General features: G+C 62.2%; 13 protein-coding genes. 4 read left to right on the forward strand and 9 right to left on the reverse strand.

Translation table 11 applies throughout. The features are described 5' to 3' along the window. Positions 1-52 precede the first annotated feature (52 nt). The 4 genes from ACU680_RS14185 to ACU680_RS14200 all read right to left on the reverse strand — a co-directional run bounded on the left by ACU680_RS14185 (position 53) and on the right by ACU680_RS14200 (position 4,572). Positions 53-2,476, reverse strand: coding sequence for a TonB-dependent siderophore receptor (locus ACU680_RS14185; RefSeq protein WP_448179761.1), 2,424 nt, complete (start codon positions 2,474-2,476; stop codon positions 53-55). Between the two features lie 98 nt (positions 2,477-2,574). Then, positions 2,575-3,558 carry a FecR family protein gene (locus ACU680_RS14190; protein ID WP_448179762.1) on the reverse strand — a complete coding sequence of 328 codons (984 nt, stop codon included), beginning with the start codon at positions 3,556-3,558 and terminating at the stop codon, positions 2,575-2,577. A 40-nt stretch (positions 3,559-3,598) separates the two neighbouring features. Further along, positions 3,599-4,099, reverse strand: a complete 501-nt coding sequence (locus tag ACU680_RS14195) for a sigma-70 family RNA polymerase sigma factor (protein WP_003223490.1) — start codon at positions 4,097-4,099, stop codon at positions 3,599-3,601. 95 nt (positions 4,100-4,194) lie between these two features. Further along, a complete protein-coding gene (locus ACU680_RS14200) occupies positions 4,195-4,572 on the reverse strand; it encodes a cytochrome c (protein ID WP_448179763.1) in 378 nt (125 codons plus the stop codon). Between the two features lie 224 nt (positions 4,573-4,796). Between ACU680_RS14200 and nhaA the strand changes: the two genes are divergently transcribed. Then, positions 4,797-5,999, forward strand: coding sequence for a Na+/H+ antiporter NhaA (gene nhaA / locus ACU680_RS14205; RefSeq protein WP_448179764.1), 1,203 nt, complete (start codon positions 4,797-4,799; stop codon positions 5,997-5,999). 121 nt (positions 6,000-6,120) lie between these two features. On the opposite strand, the gene ACU680_RS14210 is transcribed toward nhaA, so the two are convergent. The 3 genes from ACU680_RS14210 to ACU680_RS14220 form a co-directional block, all read right to left on the reverse strand. Continuing rightward, positions 6,121-10,590 carry a hemagglutinin repeat-containing protein gene (locus ACU680_RS14210; RefSeq protein ID WP_448179765.1) on the reverse strand — a complete coding sequence of 1,490 codons (4,470 nt, stop codon included), beginning with the start codon at positions 10,588-10,590 and terminating at the stop codon, positions 6,121-6,123. Between the two features lie 113 nt (positions 10,591-10,703). Next, a complete protein-coding gene (locus ACU680_RS14215) occupies positions 10,704-12,431 on the reverse strand; it encodes a ShlB/FhaC/HecB family hemolysin secretion/activation protein (protein ID WP_448179766.1) in 1,728 nt (575 codons plus the stop codon). A 108-nt stretch (positions 12,432-12,539) separates the two neighbouring features. Then, positions 12,540-13,673: an MFS transporter gene (locus ACU680_RS14220; RefSeq protein WP_448179767.1), complete on the reverse strand. Its 1,134-nt coding sequence runs from the start codon at positions 13,671-13,673 to the stop codon at positions 12,540-12,542. 98 nt (positions 13,674-13,771) lie between these two features. On the opposite strand from ACU680_RS14220, the gene ACU680_RS14225 reads away from it, so the two are divergent. From ACU680_RS14225 to ACU680_RS14235, 3 genes are all read left to right on the forward strand, one after another. After that, positions 13,772-14,536, forward strand: a complete 765-nt coding sequence (locus ACU680_RS14225; protein ID WP_448179768.1) for an AraC family transcriptional regulator — start codon at positions 13,772-13,774, stop codon at positions 14,534-14,536. 97 nt (positions 14,537-14,633) lie between these two features. Next, complete coding sequence (locus tag ACU680_RS14230) at positions 14,634-15,755, forward strand: HlyD family secretion protein (protein WP_448179769.1); 1,122 nt, start codon at positions 14,634-14,636, stop codon at positions 15,753-15,755. Then, positions 15,752-17,344 (forward strand): DHA2 family efflux MFS transporter permease subunit, encoded by a 1,593-nt coding sequence (locus tag ACU680_RS14235; protein WP_448179770.1) that lies wholly within the window; start codon positions 15,752-15,754, stop codon positions 17,342-17,344. Before ACU680_RS14230 ends, ACU680_RS14235 begins: the two co-directional genes overlap by 4 nt. Positions 17,345-17,474: 130 nt before the next feature. Here the strand turns inward: ACU680_RS14235 and ACU680_RS14240 are convergent, their stop codons facing one another. Both ACU680_RS14240 and ACU680_RS14245 read right to left on the reverse strand, forming a co-directional pair. Continuing rightward, positions 17,475-17,915: a carboxymuconolactone decarboxylase family protein gene (locus tag ACU680_RS14240; protein ID WP_007968280.1), complete on the reverse strand. Its 441-nt coding sequence runs from the start codon at positions 17,913-17,915 to the stop codon at positions 17,475-17,477. Positions 17,916-18,011: 96 nt separating this feature from the next. Then, positions 18,012-19,454 carry a mechanosensitive ion channel domain-containing protein gene (locus tag ACU680_RS14245; protein WP_007968281.1) on the reverse strand — a complete coding sequence of 481 codons (1,443 nt, stop codon included), beginning with the start codon at positions 19,452-19,454 and terminating at the stop codon, positions 18,012-18,014. Between the last annotated feature and the right edge of the window lie 251 nt (positions 19,455-19,705).

A 19,705-nucleotide genomic window follows, 5' to 3' on the forward strand; every position in this document is an offset into this window, starting at 1 on the left:
CCTGCTGCGCAGTCCAGCGGGAGCAAGCTCCCTCGCCACAGGTCAGGCGTTATCAGAAGCCGACGCTGGCCTGCACAAAGAACGTCCGTGGCGCACCGACATACATCCCCGAGTTGTTGTCGCTGGAACGGGTGAAATACTGCTTGTCGAAGACATTTTTCACCCCGGCGCCGAGTTTCAGGTTCGACACCTGTGGCCCGAAGTCATACCCGCCGCGCACGTTCCAGGTCACGTAACCCGGGATGTCGCCGTACTGCCCGTCGGCCGTGCCTTCGGTGATGTAGTTGCCGTTGAAGCTGCCATCGGCGTTGACCCCGGTGCCCGGCGAGCGCTGTTTCGATTGAGCGAAACCGTCGATGTTGTAGGTCCAGCGGTTGACGTCGTAGCGCAAGCCCACGGTTGCCACCTGCCGCGAATAGAACGGCAGATCACGGCCCTTGAAGCCCGGAATCTCGCCTTCGTAGGTGGCGCGGGTGTAGGTGAAACCGGCGTTGGCGGTCAGACCGTCGAGACGCGGATCGAGCGCCGCCATGTCGTAATGCACCGACGCCTCAATGCCCTGGTGCTTGGTCGCGCCGAGGTTGGTCCAGCCGACATCGTTGCTGATGTATTGCAACTCGTCATCGAAGTCGATGTAGAACAACGTCACTTCCCCGCCCCACACGTCATCGTTGTAGCGCGTGCCGATCTCGTAGGTCTTGGCTTTTTCAGGTTCCAGGCCGTTGGCGGTCTGGTCACCCGAGCCGCCCTGGCCGAGCTGGAAATACTGCAGGCTGCCGAACGAAGTTTCGTAGTTGGCGAACAGTTTCCACGCGTCCGACAGGTGATACATCACGCTCAGCGCCGGCAGCGGTTCGTTGCTTTCGATGCTGCGGTTTTTCTCCGGCACGCGTTTGCCTGCGGTGTCGAGCACGGCGCGGTCATGCCAGTCGGTGCTGATGTGCTCGAAGCGAATGCCGGGGGTGATGGTCCAGTTGCCGACGTCGACCTTGTTGTCGACGTACACCGAGTTGGCCTCGGTGCCGCCGGTGCGGTCCTGGAACACATGGCCGTCGGACGTCGGGGTGACCACCGGCTGATTGTTGACCAGCGCCAGACGGCTCGACTGCTCGTGCATCGCCTCTTTCAGGTAGCGATAACCGACGCTGACTTCCTGAGTGGTCGGGCCGACGTCAAACACCCGCGACACTCGCGGCTCGACACCCAGGGTGTAGTAGGAACGCGGGTACGAGCTGAGGGTTTTCTGGTCGCGGGCGGCGATGGTGCTGCCGCGAAAGCTGTCGGTGTAGTAGGTGAGAATTTCTGCCTGGGTGCGCTCGTCGATCTGGCGGATCCACTTGAATGACACGTCTTTGCGCCGACCGCTGAAGTTGTCGTAGTCGCGCACCGAGTCGTACGGCTTGTCGTCGTACTGCTTCTGCGTCAGGCCGCCGGGCATGTCGGCGCTGGCGTCGTAGTAATGGAAGTTGAGGCTGAAATCATCCTGATCGGTCGGCGCCCAATGGGTCTTGAGCAGCACGTCGTCGATGTCGTTGCCGTTGTTGCGTTCGCGGTAACCGTTGCCGTTGACCCCGGAGTACAGCAGCGCCACGCCCATGCCGTTATCGGCAGTACCGCCGAGAAACGCCGTGTCGATGTGCTTCCAGCCGCCGTAACGGGTGGTTTCCAGGGTGGTGCCGATTTCCCCGGTAGCTTTTTCCGGGATGGCGCGGGTGACGAAGTTGATCACCCCGCCGACGTTTTGCGGGCCGTAACGCACGGAACCGGCGCCGCGTACCACGTCGATGCTGTCGAGATTGCCCGAGGAGATCGGCGCCATCGACAGCTGCGGCTGGCCGTACGGCGCAAACGCAGCGGGCACGCCGTCGATCAGTACCGTGGAGCGTGGCGACAGGCGCGAAGTCAGGCCCCGCACGCCAACGTTCAGCGCAATGTCGCTGCCGCCGGTGCCGTTGGAGTCCTGCACCTGCACGCCCGGTACACGCTTGAGCACGTCACTGACGTTCATCGCGCCCTGCTCGACCATCGCTTCGCGGCGGATCACCGTGCGCGCACCCGGATGGTTCTGCACCACGGCGGCGTCGGCATCGCCGAGCCAGTCGCCGACCACCTTGATGTCGGTCACGCCCAGTTCCAATGGACCGTTGGCAGCGGAGGTCGCCGCTGGTGACAGGGTCACCGAGCCTTCGTTGATCTGATAATCCAGGCCACTGCCCTGCAGCAACTGGCGCAAAGCCTGCTCCGGGGAAATGTCACCATCGACGGCGGGAGCCTGTTTACCGGCCACCAGCTCCGGGCTGAAAAACACTTGCAGCGACGTTTGCTGACCCAGTTCGCTCAGGGCCTGGCCCAGCGGCTGGGCGCGAATATGAATGGCGTCGGCGGCATACGCCAGCGGCATGGCAGCGTTGACCGCCAGCACCAGGGCCAGCGGTAACCAAGGGGATTTTTTGTTGTTGGCTGAAGTGTTTTTCACGTCGAACGTAGTCCTGTGGAGCGCAAGAGTGTGCGTCTGTTAATGCAAACCAGTTGCAGTTGAACAGGAAGACGATGAACTCGAAAAAAACCTGAATGTTATTTTGAAATTATTTCCTGACTGCCATCGGCCAGGGTGCGAACGGCCACCGGCAGGATGTTTGGCAGGGCCTTGAGCAAGGCGTCGGTGTTGTCGGATTTGAACACGCTGGTCAGGCGCAGATTTGCGACGGTCGGGTTGCTGACCTTCAGCGGCTTGTCGCGATAACGCGAAACTTCCGCCGCCACTTCGCTGAGGCTGGCGTCGTTGAACACCAGTTTGCCGCCACGCCACGCCGTCAGTTCGGCGGGGTTGACCGCATAGGCCGCGGCGACTTTGCCTTTGGCATCGACATGGGTGCCGAGGCCTGCGGTCAGGCTGATGAATTGGTCGTCCGGCGCAGTGCGCCCCTGCACCTTGACCGTGCCCTGCTCCACCGCGACCCGGGTTTGCGTCACATCGCGGCGCACGTCGAAACGGGTGCCGGTGACCGTCACCTTGCCGCTGCCGGCCTCGACCACGAACGGGCGCGCGGTGTCGTGCTGAACGCTGAACATCGCCTCGCCTTCGGACAGTTCGATGAGCCGCCGATCTTTCTCAAACCGCACCTGCAGACGGCTGCGGCTGTTCAGGTCGATCACCGATCCGTCCGGCAGCGCCACATGCTTGCGCTCACCCAGCGCCGTCGCGAACTCGGCGCTATAGCCGTCGGGGTGATTCAGACCGCTGAACAGACCGAGGCCGAGCGCCACCGCCAGCACACTGGCCGCCACCGCATAACGCAGCAGTGGGCGACGTTCGCGTCGGGCCGGCGGGGTTTCGACGAGGGACTTGAGACGTGGCGCCGGCAGCAGATCGGCTGCCGTCCACAAGCCTTGCAGCAGCTGGAATTCGTCACGGTGTTGCGGATGCTGGTTCAGCCAGGCGTCGAAGCGCTGCTGTTCCTCGGCGCTGGTGGCTGGATCCTGCAAACGCACAAACCAGCGTGCCGCTTCATCGCGCACCGTTGTTTGCCCGCACGCACAATCACGGGTATCCATCATGGAATGTCCTGTCGGGCTGGGGATGAAAAGCGGCGACCGCTCATGACTGCATGCCGTCAAGGCGATCGCGCAAGTGGCGCAGGGTGCGGATCATATACTTTTCGACCATGTTCCTCGACAGCCCGAGGCGCTCAGCGATTTCCGCCTGGGTCAGCCCTTCGATCTTCTGCCAGACGAAAATCTTCCGGCAGTTGAGCGGCAGTTCCTGCAGCGCCCGTTCGATGGAGTCGGCCAACTGGATCGCCTGCATGTAATGCTCCGGGTCGCCGGTGGACGACACACTGTGATCGATCGCCTGCGACTCCATGGCTTCCCGCCGATCCTCCCGCCGATAACCGTCGACCGCAATATTGCGTGCGGTCTGGTGCAGATACGCCCGTGGCTGCTGCACCGCCGCCGAATCGGATTCGAGCACCCGCACAAAGGTGTCGTGCGCCAGATCCTCGGCCTGCGCACGATTGCGCAGGCGCCGGGTCCAGGTGCCGATCAACTCTTCGTAATGCTCGAAAAAGCCGGGTCTGCGGGGCAGCATGGGGTTCATGACGGCGTGCTGTGGAAAAGGGTTCGAATAGTAATGGTTCCTATTAAGCCGGGCAATTCATTCCTTGGAAACCCGTTCCGCCGTTCATCTCCAGATCATCGTGCTTTGGCAATCACTTCACTCATGTATTGATGCAGATCGCGAAAATCCTGAACACTCCAGGCATGCGGCGCGATCTTCACGCCGTTATCCCGCAAGGTTTTTGGAATCAGATTTCCATTAGGACGAAGGATGATCGAGGACACGATGACGCCCGGATAATCCTTCAGGCGTTTCTTGAAGGTGGCTGTTGTCAGGTCAGGCGTTGGCGGATTGCTTTTATTGGCCAATGGCCCGGTTGCCTTGATATCCGCGCCGTGGCACACGGCACAGCGCTGGGTATAGAGATGCTTGCCGTTGGCATTTTCTGCAACGGAGGGTGCTGCTTGAGTGACGGATAAAAAACCGAGGAAGGCGATGAAGGCTGTTTTCATTTTTATAGAGAGTCAAAGGCTGAAACGGACGGCGCACAGCTAAGCACACATCAGCAAGCCAATTTCCACGTATCGAGAAATTGCCGGGCAGCGACCCACGTCGTCGAGTTTTTCGCAGGCGTCCCGCCTATTGTGTAAAATGCCGCCCGGGTGCCACCGCAACAACGCGGCAGGGCAGGTTTAATTCAGCGCAGGTCGGGCCGCCGCGCGGAGTTGCTGTGCCTATGAGCCACGATCCGTCACGCCTGCAGGCTGCCCGTCAGGACTCGCCCTCTGCCTTGGCCTTTCTTTCCCGATTTTTCGCCGCCGAATCCGCCGGTGGCCTGATTCTGATGGCCGCTGCCCTCGCCGCACTGTTGGTCGCCAACTCGCCTTGGGCGGCCACGTACTTCTCGACCTTGCACATCAAAGTCGCCGGCCTGTCGATCGAGCATTGGGTGAACGATGGCCTGATGGCGATCTTCTTCATGCTGGTGGGTCTGGAGATCAAGCGCGAGATGCTCGCCGGGCAGTTGTCGAGCTGGGGTCAGCGTGCGCTGCCGGGCTTCGCCGCGCTGGGCGGGATGCTGGTCCCGGCCCTGATCTACGTCGCGATCAACTGGGGTAATCCACAGACCCTGAGCGGTTGGGCGATCCCCGCGGCCACCGACATTGCTTTTGCCTTGGGCGTGCTGTCTCTGCTGGGCAAACGGGTACCGGTTTCGCTGAAGATCTTCCTCTCGGCGCTGGCCATCCTCGATGATCTGGGCGCGGTGGTGATCATCGCGATTTTCTACACCAGCGGCCTGTCAGTGAGCATGCTGCTGGCCTCGTTGGCGGTGATGGCACTGCTGGTGATCCTCAACCGCTGCGGCGTCAGAAAGCTGTGGCCGTACCTGATCGCCGGCGCCTTCCTGTGGTTCTTCATGCTGCAATCGGGGATTCACGCGACCCTCGCCGGGGTGATTCTGGCCCTGTGCATTCCGCTGGGTAACCCGGAAGACGAGCACAATTCGCCGCTGCTCTACCTCGAAGAAAAAATGCACCCGTGGGTGGCGTTCGCCGTGGTGCCGATTTTCGGCTTTGCCAACGCGGGCGTGTCATTGAGCGGCATTTCTCCGAGCAACCTGCTTGAGCCGGTGCCGCTGGGCGTGGCGCTGGGTCTGTTGTTCGGCAAGCAGATCGGCATCCTCGGCCTCGGTGCCCTGGCGATTCGCAGCGGCCTGGCGCAACTGCCGCAAGGCGCGAGCTGGCTGCAACTGTACGGCGTCGCCCTGCTCTGCGGGATCGGCTTTACCATGAGCCTGTTCATTGGCGCACTGGCGTTCCCGAGCGCGCCGCATCTGGTCGACTCGGTGAAAGTTGGGGTGTTGCTGGGTTCGATCCTGTCCGCGCTGCTGGCGGTGGTCGTGCTGATGAGCGCGGGTAAGGCGAAGGCTTCGAACTGACCGAGATAGAAAAAATGTAGGAATGAGCCTGCTCGCGATGGCGTCAGATCAGTCAGTAATGATGTCGACTGAAATACCGCCATCGCGAGCAGGCTCACTCCTACAGGGTTACTGCGGTGGTTTAGCCTTTTTCGTCGATCCCGGCTTGCAGGGTCTGGCTATCCAGATGGCCGCTCAGGGTCACCGGACCGACTTTCAGATTGCCGTTATCGAACGACACCTTCGGTGCGTTCTCCTCGGTTTTCTGCGGCAGGTCCAGTCCGGCTTTCACCCCGTACTCACGGTTGGCCAGATCGCTGCTACCGACCTTCGAACCGCCTAGATCCACCTTGCCTTCAGTCGATGAAATCCGCGCGCCGGTCAGCTGCGTGCCACCACCAACGTTCAACTTCACACCCTGATTGCCACTGATGCCGGACGCCTGCGCCACGCTGTCCTTGTGCGCGTATTCGCCCTGCGCTTTCAACGTTGGTTTGTAGTCAGTGCCGGCGAGCTTTTCCTTGTCGCTCGGTGGGTTCTTCTTCGCCGTCAGGCCCAGATCGACATCGACCTTGGCTTGCGTCTTCGCGTCCTCACGGCTTTCGACGGTCAGATCACCGGCAACCTTGCCACTGACAGTGTTCGCGTCGATCCGCGCACCCGACAGCTGTGCATCACCGGCACTGTTCAGCACCACGCTGTCAGCCTTGATCTGGCTGTTCTGCTGGGTGGTGCCTTGCAGGTAATCGACGCCAACCTTCGCTCCGGCGTTGAAGCCGTGGTCACTGCTGGCCTTTTCATCGGCTGCGGTCGGGGTCTTGCTGCTCAGGTTGCCGCCGGCATTCAGCGCGACGTTCCAGTTGTTGCGGCTCTCGGTGGACTGCGCCGACTCCTGAACCAAACCGCCCTTCTGCACATCGATGCTGACGCTCGGCGCGCCGACTTGCGTGCCTTGCAGGTGCACCGCATCACCGCTCAAGGCGATTTGGCTCTGGCTATTGAGTTGGCCACCGGTCAGGGTTTGCGAGTTTTCGTTGATGCGGCCTATGTTGAAGTTGCCGCTCAGATTGCCGCCCTGATCACGACTCTTCTCGCTGCTGGATTTGCTGCCGCCGCCCTTCAAACCGCCGCCGAGATTGCTGCCAGTCGCGGTGTGGGTATCAACGGCCGCTTGCAGATCAAGCTTGCCGTCAGCGTGCAGATCGATGGCGCCGGCGCTGTCGATCTTCGTGCCTTGCTGAAACTGATTGCCGCCGCTGCTCAGTTGCACCGGGCCGTTGCCACTGATGCTCGCGACGTGAGCCTGGGTGTCAGTGGTCTGCTTGCCGCTGTGATCGAGCTGGAACCCGGCGCCGAGGTCGACGTTGGTGCCGTCGGTGCCCGGCAAGGTACCGACCGTCAGCGAGCCGTTGCCGCGCAGGCTGGAGTCGCTGCTGCTCTGGCGGTCATTGGCCTGATTCAGCGCCAGATCGCCGCCGGTGGTGATGTTCACACCACCCTGCCCGCCGTCGAAATGGTTGCCGGCAAATTGCGCGTCAGCACCGACGTTGATGTTCACGCCCTTATTGCCGGCATAACCGCCGACCACTGCGGTGCTGCTGTCCTTGCTGCTGTAGCTGTTGCCACCGGCGCCGCTGCCGGCGACGTTCACGTCCTCGCCGGTCTTGGTGTAGACGCGTACGTCGACCTTGGCATCCACTGAGTTATCGGTGCTGCTGTGAGTGTTGCTCGCGGAATCGGCAACCAGTTTGTCGGCGCTGATGTTGACCTTGCCGTTGCTCGCGCTGTACTGAGTGCCCTGGTCGTGCAGGGTGCCGGCGGTTTTCACCTCGATACTGCCGCCGTCGAAACGGCTGACCACGGCGGTGCTGCTCTGCTCGGTCTTGTCGGCGCTGCCGTGACCGATCGCCACGTCGAGGCCGACGTTCGGCTGGCCGAGATTGCTCAGGGCTTCCTTGTCCGGCACCTTGGCGTTGAGCACATCCTTGACCGCACCGGCAATCGGGCGGGCGATGTCCTTGTATTCGACGTTGGCGCCGATGTCCGCCGACCAGTTGCTCTGGTTGTGCGTGCTGCTTTCGGTGTTGCTGGCGGCGCGGTTGTCGATCTCGTTGGCCGCGACATTCAGGCCGTTGCCAGCCTTGACCTGCGCGCCTTCGGTCAGCAGTTTGTCGGCGTTGATGGTCAGGCTGCCGCTGCTCTGCACGTTGCTGGTTTGCGCGGTGGTTTTGCTGCTGCTGTCTTGCGTGGTGCTGTGAGCGAAATCGACGCCACTGCCGGCGCGGTCGAGGCCGCCGGTGTAGTAGAAACCACCGCCGGTGCTGGAGGTGTCGGATGAGGTTTTGTGGCTGTCCTGTTCGGCCAGCAACGACACATTCTTGCCGCTCAGCGTGGTGTCGCCCGCGGTGGATTTGACTTCACCGCCCTTGATTGTCAGATCGCCGCCAGCCTTCACTTGCACGCTGGCGCCGCTAAGGCTCGAACCTTGCTGGTTGACGTCGTTGCGCGTGACAGTCTGCTGCTTGTCTTCGTAGTGCACCCCGGCACGGTATTGCTCCGGCGTTTGCTCTTTGGCGTAGGCATCGAAGCCACGGGTCTCGGTGGTCGAGCTGCTGTCGTGAGTGTTCTGCGTGGAATGCACGCTCACATCACCGGCAGCGTCCGCCGTCAGCGCGCCGCCAGCCTTGACCGTGGAGCCGGCTACTTCGATGTCCTTGGCGCTTTTGAGCTTGAGGTTGCTGTCGGAAACCAGCTCGCTGCGCACTGTGGTGCTGTCCCTGGAGTTCTGCCGCGACTCGTCCTTGGTGATGCCGAAGAACTTGCTGTCCTTGTCGTGGTTGTTGCTGTGCGAAGTGTCCTGCACGCCGTCGATCACCAGCGAACCCTGATCGCTGATCACGCTGGCCTCGGTGCCGCCACGGACCTGGCTGCCGCTGATGCGCACGTCGTCAGCCTTCACCAGCAGTTTGCCGGCCGCGTTGATTTTGCTGCCCTGATGCCGGGTCTGGCCCTTGTCGGCATCACCGGCCTTGCCGAAGAATCCGCCGCCGACCAGATCGCCGGAATAACTGTTGTTATTGCTGCGACTGGTGCGCGTAGCCGTGGTGACGTCCACTTGCTTGCCCGCCAGTTTCACATCGCCGACGCTGTTCAGTTCGGCGCCTTCGGCACGCAACAACGCGGCGGTCTGCAGAGCGATGTTGCCGCCCTTCAACTGGCTGCCGATGCTGCGCTGTTCTTCGCTGCTGTTATTCCAGTCGGCCTTCCACAGATGCTTGCGATGGTTGCCCTGATCGGTCTGGGTGTGGCTTTCGGTAGCTGCGGTCAGGCGCAGATCACCGCCGCTCTGCACATCGAGATTTTTCGCTGCTTCAACTTTGGCGGCTTTGAGTTCGGTGTCTTTTCCGGAAGTAAGCCTGGCGTCGCGGCTGGCGACGATCTGGCTGCCGTGCTGGCGAGTTTCACTGTCGGTCTGGGTGCGATCGTAAGTTTCCCAGGTGATGCCAATGGTGCTGTTGCTCCAGTTTTCGCGCTGTTCCTGGAGCTTGCGGCTTTCGACGGTACTCAAGGTCAGGTTGCGCTTGGCATTGACGCTGACGTCGCGAGCACTGACATCGGTGGCCGCCAGCGTCAGGTCGTTGCCGCTGTGCAGGCCGACATCACCCTGACTGCTGCGAATGCCGGCACGCGTCACTTCGAGGCTGTTGGGGATCGCTTCACCGCTGACACTCAGGTCGCCAGCCGAACGAATCTGCACGCCATCACGCCCGGCCACTTGCACCGCACCCACACGCACGCCCGCGCCTTCGGCAGTGCTGACGATATTGATGCGTCCGGCCTGCATCGCACCGAACAGGCTGGCGTCGATGCGTTGATCTTTCGTGTTGCCCGCTGGATCCACGGCGTTGACCTGACCGCTGGCGTAATCCACCTGATTGCGTCCGACCGTGAGGTTCAGTTGATCGCGGGCATCGATGCGGCCCTGGCTGTCGATACGCGGGGCGATCAGGTTGACCGAACCTTCGGCGTTACGCAGGCCACCACTCTGGATCTGCAACTGACCGCTGGCGTCGCGGGTGTTCAAGGCTTGCAGTTTGCCGTCGTTCAACTCCGGACGACCGACCAGCAGACTGGCGTTCGGCGTATTGATAAAACTGCCGCCGTTCACCGAAATGCCGTTGGGGTTGGCCAGCACGTAATCGGCGGCGCGGCCGAAAATTTCCTGGGCACCGTTGATGGCCGAAGGGTTGCGGCTGATCACCTCGTTGAGGATCACGCTCGCCGCCTGGCCCTGCAGTTGCGGGTTGGCCGCCAGTTGCCCGGCGAGCTGCGATTGCCCGGCCTGCAAGGCGTTGTTCAGCACCAGGCCCTGACGGTCGACGTTGTAGTCGAGGAACTGGTTGTGCGACAGGCCCGAGCCGTTGGGCGCGACGATATTGACGATGGGCACGCCGCCCTGGGTCTGCAATTGCGCGGTGCCGCCGGGGCCGGGCGCAACCACCACACCGCCGGCAATGGCGCTGGGCAGGTGCACGGCGAAGAACAGGCTGGCGATCGCCCAGCGCAATTTGCCCCGAGGAGAAAGATGGAATGCAAAGGTGTGTGCTGGCATAAAAACGTCTCCATGTAAGTACGGCATCACGGCGCGCGATTTGGTCTTGGCCGTGGCTGTCGCGCTCAGATCCGACGGCTGTCTGTTCACTGCTTGATGAGTTTCGGTGCTGCTCATATCTGCAACCCCACGCGCATCAGCCAGGTCTCTGGCTCGTGCTGCAAACCGCTGGGGGTGTTGAGGGCGCGTTGGTAATCGACGTCCACTTGCAGATTCTTCCAGCCCAGGTTCAGCCCGACACTGGCGCCGCTCAGTCGTTGGCCTTGAGCACCGTGGTCGGCCTTTAGCCAGCCATTGTCCAGGCCCACACGCGGGGTGATCTGCAGCGGCCAGTCGGTACGCAGCGGCAGACGTAGCGTGTTGCGCCAGATCGCGCCGCTGGCACCGGATGCACTGCTCACCCGATAACCGCGCACCGCCGAATCGTCGGTGCCGAGCAACTGTTCGATGGCCGGTAACGGGTCGGGGCTGTATTGCAGATTGAGCTGGCTTTGCCACTGCCACGCTTGCGTGCCGAACTGGCCGTTGCGCCATTGACTGAGGCCGGCGCGGTACTTGCGAAACTGCGCTTTGGGCAAATTGTTGACCGCATGATTGGCGTCGTCATCGGCGCCCAGCCAGCGCAGGCCTTGCGAATAGGTGAAGTCGAGGTTCCACACCGCACGGTCGAGCCAGAACAGATTGAGCCCGGCTTCGGCCACGGTCAGGGTCGGGCTTTGAATGCCCAGGCGGACATTTTCCAGATAGCTGTCGACGTCCTTGTGCGCCAGTTGCAGGTTGGCGCTGAGCTGGCGGCTCTGGTCGCGCCACAACACGCGGTCGGCGCGCAGGCTCAATTGATCGGTGATGCCGGTGCTGTACAAGGTCGTGCTGGGCAGTTTGAACGGCGCGCGGTATTCGGCGTGGCTGGCGAACGCGCTGTAGGTCCAGTAGCCGTAGGGGATCGCGTAATACAGGCTGGCGTTGCGACTGTAGCGGTCGCCCTGATTCAACGTGTCGCTGGCGCTGAGGCTCAACAGATCGTTGAGTTGCAACGGGCTGTCGAAGCTCAGGCTGACGCTGTTGCGATCGCGTCCGGTGCTGGCGCTGCCGAGGTTGTCCATGCCCAGGCCCAACGCCCAGCGCGACTGGCCCGAGGTGCGCGAACGCAGGATGATTCGCGAGGCGCCGGGCTGGCTGCCGGGGGCGATGTCGGCGGTCAGGTCGATCGAACGCAAGCGGTTCAGTTGATCAAGGCCCTGCTCCAGATCGCGCAGGTTCAGCGGCTGGCCGAGCATGTGCGGGAATGCGCCGCCCAGAGAAACGGGCAGGCTCTGATCGGCCAGTTCGATGGACTCGATGTAGCCCTCGTCGATCATGATGTCCAGCGACTGCCCCGCCGCCGGCGCGCTCAACAGGTACGGGCGGCTGGCGATGTAGCCTTGCTCGACGTAGATCGCGGTGATGGTCGCCAGCAGATGATTGATCTGGCCGACACCCATGCACGGCGCCAGCAGCGGTTTGATCCGCGCGTTGAGTTTGTCGCTGTCGAACAGGGTGACACCACCAATGCGCGTGCCACTTAGCGGCCAGCAGCGCTCATCAGGCGTGACGGTTTGCGGCATCGCCGGGGTGACCGGCGCCGGGCCGAACGCACCGCGCTCCAGTTGGCGCTTGCGTTGTTCCAGTTGCAGTTGTTGCAGATCGCGCTGTTGCTGTTGCTGCTGGCGCAGCACTTCCTGGCCCGGCGCAACAGGATCAGCCGCTTGAATCGAAGAGGCACACACACTCAACACAAAGGCCGACAACAGCGGGCAAAGCGTGGAACGAAGACGAAAAACAACGCGAAGCGAATACGGCACGCAACATCCTTGCAATCATAAAGTAGCGTAATGCCACCTCATCAATGCGAGTGATAGTCAGAGTCTTCCTACACAAATGCAAGACGCTTCCTACGCTGCTTACATTTCTTAAACAATTGATTTATCAGCCTTGATCGTCAGCAGCAAAGCCACGCCGTTGCACGCTATCAGGGTTTCCCCGAGGGCCTGGGCCCAACCGGCGAGCATCAGTCCCGCGCCGATCAGCAGGTAATAAATCAGTCCCAGAAGTGCTCCGGCGGTGCCCAATCGGTCGCTGTAATTAACCAATGCCGAGCCGAGAATATTCGGAATCGCCATGCCGAAGGCCAGTACCACCAGCAACATTGCCAGCACGAACGCGCCACTGTCCTGCATCAGCCACACACCCAGACCACCGAGCAAGCCGATGACTGCGGCGAGGCGAATCAGTTGCAGCGCGTGACAACCGCGGCGCAGCAAGCGCTGGTTGAGCCATGCTCCAAACCCTGAGCCCAACGCCAGAATTACGCCGCTGTAGCCGAACTCCGCGCCACTCAAGCCAAGTCGTTCGAACAGGAACGGACCAAGGCTGTAATAGCTGAACAGCGCCACGTTGAACAGGGCGATCCACAGTGCCGAACGCCAGATGCCGAGATCACCGAGCATGCGCGCGAGGGTTTCCAGCAGCCCCGCCGAGGCCAGTTCGGTCGTGCGGGTTTCGGGTAAAGCGCACCAACTCCATGACCACAGCGCCAAAGCGATCAGCAGCAATGCCGCGAGCACCCCGCGATAACCAAACCCCTCCACCAACCCTGCGCCGCTGAACAAACCAATTGCCGGGCTGGCTGCCAGCGCCATGCCCACCAGGGAAAACACCTGCGCCAGTTCCGCGCCTTGAAAGCGGTCACGCAACAGTGTCTGGGTGACCACCGAACCGACCGCCGCGCCAAATGCTGCCAACGCCTGGGCCATCAATAATGTGTTGAAACTACGCGCACTCAAGCCGATGACGCAGGCCAGCATGTAGAGCGCCAGACCGGCAAGCATCGAAGGGCGCCGGCCGATGCGGTCAGACACTCGCCCCCAGGTCACCACGCCAAAGGCGAACGCCAGGAAATACACCGACAAGGTCTGCGCAGCCACGTGCGGCCCGACGCCGAACGCTCGGCCGATATCGCCGAGCGCCGGGCTGTAGAGGGTCTGGGCGATCTGCGGAAACATCAGCAGGGCAATCGCCAGCAGCAATAAATGTCGGTTGTTCATAATGTTGACTCCTCATGTGAAAACGCCGAGGAGTCTAAAAAGTCTGGACTGACGTATTATCCGAGCCTTGCCAATTTATCGTTGAAATCGGACAAAACATGGCCTGGCTCGACGCCCACGCATCCTTCGACCCTGATCACTTCAGCGCGCCGGTCATCGGCATCGCCTCCACCCTCGGCGATCACGACTCCGGCCTGCACAGCCATCAGCGCGGGCAATTGCTCTACACCCGGCAAGGCTGCACACGCATCACCCTCGCGCAGCAGTTGTGCCTGCTGCCGCCGTCGCGGGCGGCGTGGATTCCCGGCGGTGTCAGCCATCGCGCGGTGATGCAGCACAGCGTCGATTACCGCTCGATCTGGCTCGCGCCCGAGCTGTGCCGCGAATTGCCGCAGCAGGTGTGCGTGATTGAAGTCAGCCCCTTGTTGCGCGCGGTGCTGGAGCCGATGGCGCAGGCTGATTTCGACAGCGACTGGCAGCACGGCAGACTGTTTCATCTGCTGGGCCTGTGCCTGAGCGAAATTCGGGAAGCCGCTCAGCAACCGATGCTGCTGCCCCTGCCCCGGGACAAACGCCTGGCCCCGTTGCTGTCGACACCCGAGCAACTGCCGCCGGAACTGCAAGCGCTGGAGCAGCAGATCGGTGCCAGCAGCCGCACCATCGGGCGGATCTTCCAGCGGGAAACCGGCATGAGCTACCAGCAATGGCGCCAGCAGTGGCGGCTGATGCGCGCCATGGAGTTGCTCGCCACCGGGCGCAGCCTCAGTTACTGCGGCTACGCACTGGGCTTCGCCAGCGACAGTGCGTTCATCGCTTTCTTCAAATCCACGAGCGGCACCACGCCCGGCCAGTGGCTCAAATAAGCAACTGACGATCGGCACAAAAATTCAATTGCCACAAAATATTACTCGCGTCATATTACAGCCGTAATAACGACTTGATTTGCGCAGGTATTACGCCATGACCAGCATGCCCACCCTTGAGCCCGACCTGTCTGCTGCGCTCCCCACCGCCAAACCGCCGCTGCGCAAACGCCTGCTGCTGACCGGTGCCGGCCTGATCGCGCTGGTGGTGGTCGGTGTGTACGCCGCGCACTGGTGGGGTACCGGGCGTTTTCTCGAAGAGACCGACGATGCCTACATCGGTGGCGACGTCACGGTGATCGGGCCAAAGGTCGCCGGCTACATCGAAGAAGTGCTGGTCAGCGACAACCAATCGGTCAAGGCCGGCGACGTGCTGATCCGCCTCGACGCGCGCGACTATCGCGCCAACCTCGCCAAGGCCGAGGGCGCGGTCGCCGCTGAAGAAGCCCTGCTGTCCAACCTCGACGCCACTGAACAACTGCAGCAAGCGGTGATCGGCCAGGCCCGGGCCGGCATCGATGCTGCCGGTGCTGAAACCGCCCGCTCGCGGGATGACAATGCGCGCTACAAACGCCTGGTGAGCACCAATGCCGTGTCGGTGGAAAGCGCCCAACGCGCCGACGCCACCTTCAAGACCGCCCAGGCCCTGAGTGCCCGTGCCCAGGCCGAATTGCTCGCCGCCCAGCGCCAACTGGCGGTGATCGACACCCAGAAACAACAGGCCCGCGCCGCCCTGCAACAAGCCAGGGCCGAGCGTGATCTGGCCCAATTGAACCTCAGCTACACCGAACTGCGCGCGCCGGTCGACGGGGTGATCGGCAACCGCCGCGCGCGGGTCGGCGCCTATGCCCAGGCGGGTTCGCAGCAGTTGTCGGTGGTACCGGCCAGCGGTCTGTGGGTGGATGCCAATTTCAAGGAAGACCAGCTGGCGCGGATGCAACCCGGGCAACGGGTGAGCATCCGCGCCGACGTGCTCTCCGGCCAGGAATTCCATGGCCGCCTCGACAGCCTCGCCCCCGCCACCGGCTCGCAATTCAGCGTGCTGCCACCGGAGAACGCCACCGGCAACTTCACCAAAATCGTCCAGCGGGTGCCGGTGCGGATCCTGCTTGATCCGGCTGACGGCGTGCTCGGCCATCTGCGGCCGGGGCTGTCGGTCACCGCAGAAGTCGACACCCGCGCGCCAACTCAAACCAGCGCCGTGGCCGTCGCGCCATGAGCACCGCCCTCACCGCCGCGGCGCAACCGTTCAACGCCGCCGACATGGCCACCGCGACCAAGGTCTTCGCCTTCGCCACCATGTGCATCGGCATGTTCATCGCGCTGCTGGACATCCAGATCGTCTCGGCGTCGCTGCGCGATATCGGCGGCGGACTCTCGGCCGGCACCGACGAAACCGCGTGGGTGCAGACCAGTTACCTGATCGCCGAAATCATCGTGATTCCGCTGTCCGGCTGGCTGTCGCGGGTGTTCTCCACGCGCTGGCTGTTCTGCGCCTCGGCGGTCGGTTTCACCCTGGCCAGTCTGCTCTGCGGCGTGGCCTGGAACATCCAGAGCATGATCGCCTTTCGTGCGCTGCAAGGCTTTCTCGGCGGCTCGATGATTCCGCTGGTGTTCACCACCGCGTTCTTTTTCTTCACCGGCAAACAACGGGTGATCGCCGCCGCGACCATCGGTGCGGTGGCTTCGCTGGCGCCGACGTTGGGGCCGGTGATCGGCGGCTGGATCACCGACATTTCCTCGTGGCACTGGCTGTTCTACATCAACCTGCTGCCGGGGATTTTCGTCGCGGTGGCGGTGCCGATGCTGGTGAAGATCGACCAGCCGGAACTGGCGCTGCTCAAGGGCGCGGACTACCTGAGCATGGTATTTCTCGCGCTGTTTCTCGGCTGCCTGGAATACACCCTCGAAGAAGGCCCGCGCTGGAACTGGTTCAGCGATCAAACGATCCTGACCACGGCATGGATCAGCGGTCTGGCGGGTCTGGCCTTCATCGGGCGCACCTTGCACGTGGCCAATCCGATCGTCGATCTGCGCGCGCTCAAGGATCGCAACTTTGCCCTGGGCTGTTTCTTTTCCTTTGTCACCGGGATCGGCCTGTTCGCAACGATTTACCTGACCCCGCTGTTTCTCGGACGGGTGCGTGGCTACAGCGCGCTGGACATTGGTCTGGCGGTTTTTTCCACCGGGGTGTTCCAGATCATGGCGATTCCGCTGTACGCCTTTCTCGCCAATCGCATGGATCTGCGCTGGATCATGATGATCGGCCTGGGCTTGTTTGCCGTGTCGATGTGGGAATTCAGTCCGATCACCCACGACTGGGGCGCCGGCCAGTTGCTGCTGCCGCAAGCGCTGCGCGGGATCGCCCAGCAACTGGCGGTGCCACCGGCGGTGACACTGACGTTGGGCGGCTTGGCACCGGCACGCTTGAAACACGCTTCGGGGCTGTTCAACCTGATGCGCAATCTGGGCGGAGCTATCGGGATTGCCGCGTGCGCGACCATTCTCAATGACCGCACCAACCTGCACTTCACCCGCCTGGCCGAGCATTTGAACAGCAGCAACGAGGCGCTGAATCAGTGGCTGGCGCAGGTCGGTGGCAACCTGGCGACACTGGGTCAGAGCGGTGACGTCGGCGTCACCGCCGGCCTGCGTCAGCTGTGGCTGCTGACTTACCGCGAGGCACAGACCCAGACCTACGGCGATACCTTCTTGATGATCATGTTGTGCTTCATCATCGCCACGGCGATGGTGCCCTTGATGCGCAAGGTACAACCACCGACGGCGCCGAGTGCGGATGCGCATTGATCCAGACTTCCAAAACGACCGGCCCCTGTAGGAGCTGCCGAAGGCTGCGATCTTTTGACTTTGATTTTTAAAAACAAGATCAAAAGATCGCAGCCTTCGGCAGCTCCTACAGGGGGTTATGTGTTGCGGCTTAGAGCTGTGGGGTTTTGCGGAAGCCCACCGCCAGACGGTTCCAGCTGTTGATGGTGCTGATCGCCACGCTCAGGTCGACCATCTCCTTGGGCGTGAATTGCGCCGCGACGATGTCGTAGTCTTCGTCCGGGGCGTGAGTCAGGCTCAGTTGGGTCAGCGATTCGGTCCACAGCAGCGCCGCACGTTCACGCTCGGTGAAGAATGGCGCTTCACGCCACGCGGTGACGGCGAACAGCCGGCGCGGAGTTTCGCCGCCCTTGATTGCATCAGCGGTGTGCATGTCGATGCAGAACGCGCAGCCGTTGATTTGCGAAGCGCGCAGCTTGACCAGTTCCACCAGAGTCTTTTCCAGCGGCAGTTTCGAGACCGCGGTCTCCAGGGCGATCATCGCTTTCAGGGCGTCTGGAGAAGCGGTGTAGAAATCGGTACGAGCTTTCATGATTGAATTTCCGGGGCCAGTGAATGTGTGACTAAGGTAGTCCCGCCACTGCCCCGGACAAATAGCCAATCTCCCGGAAGACGAGTAGACCACCCGTCACACGCGATTGCGCAACCAGTGCAGGAACCCGGTTTTCGCCACCACGACCGGCACGTCCTGCGTCAGGGTCTGGGCCTTGTGCAGGCGATAATCGAGCAAGGCTTTCATCGCCTCGTTGATGTCGTGGCGGGCATCCAGACACGGCTTCAGGTAGGTCTTCTCGATGCGATACAGCGCGCAGAAGGTTTTCGCCGCGAAGGTCGCCGGCACTGACGAATCGGAGAGGATGCCGGCCTCGCCGATCACCTCCCCCGGCCCCATGCGCCCGGATTCGAACGGGCTGCCATGGCGGGTCAAGGTCACGGTGACCACACCCGATTCGATGATGAACAAATGATCACTGACCTCCCCGGCCTCGAGAATCGTCTCGCCGGCACGGAAGGTTTGCAGGGTCATGTTCTGGCTGAAGGTGTCTTTCTCTTCCTGGCGCAGGGTGGAGAAAATCGGCGAACTGTCGAGCAGCGCCCGTGGCCGCGAGAGGTTGCCGGCGACGATCGGTTCGACACTCGACAACAGATTGACCCCGGATGCCTGCAGATGCCGATAAGCCAGATCGAACAGCTGATTGCGCACCGAGCGCTTCTGATCCATCGACGAGACGAAACCGCTGATTTCATATTCCGCGCCGGCGCTGCCGGAGCTTTTCAGCGCGACACTCGGCGAGGGATTGTCCAGCAGCGGGCGGCAACCCTGCATCGCCCGCTCCAGCGCATCGATCACCGTATTCGGACGCGCGTGCGGGCTGACCTGGACGCTGACGGCCACCCCGAACATGTTGCTCGGTCGGCTGAAGTTGATGATCTTGGCCTTGGCCGCCAGCGAGTTGGGAATCACCGCCATGCTGCCCTGGCTGGTCTGCAGACGCGTGGCGCGCCAGTCGATGTCGATGACCCGGCCTTCGGTGCCGTCGATCGAGATCCAGTCATCGATCTGATAGGGCTTGGTGGTGTTGAGCACGATCCCCGAGAATACGTCGCTGAGGGTGCTCTGCAACGCCAGACCGACGATGATCGCCAGGGCCCCGGACGTCGCCAGGACACCTTTGACCGGCAGATCCAGCACGTAGGCCAGCGCCGCGATAATGGCGATCAGGAAAATCACCGCACCGAGCAGATCCTGCAACAGCCGCCCGGTGTGCCCGACGCGCTGCATCATCACCGCGCCGATCAGCACGGTCAGGGTGCGCGCGCCGAACAGCCACCAGCCGATCTGCAAGCCGGTCGCCGCCAGGTGCAGCGGCACGTTGTCGGCCCATGGCGCCGGCTCCATCGGATTGAGGCCTTCGTTGAACAACAGCACGCTGAACAGGCTGAAAATCAGCACCCGCACCAATAGCTTCCACTCGCTGCCACGGGAGCTGATCAGGCGCCACAAGCCCAGATCGAGGAGGATCAGGATCAACGCACAAAACAACGGATGTTCGGTCAAAAAAGACAACATCAAAGCACTCCGACAGGGCCCAATCGCGAGAAGATCGCACAGATTGGGCAAGTGTAGGAGTAATTGATTTCAGCGGATGAACGCCCGCGCAAAAACACCCGGAAACCAATGTGGGAGCGGGCTTGCCCGCGAAGGCGGTGGGTCAGCCAAATAAGCATCGACTGACCGTACGCTTTCGCGGGCAAGCCCGCTCCCACAGGGGATCAGGGTCTGGGTTGGGATTTGTGGCTCGCTGCAGTGCCCGCTCCCAC

It is taken from the genome of Pseudomonas sp. LF020 (genome assembly GCF_053456425.1).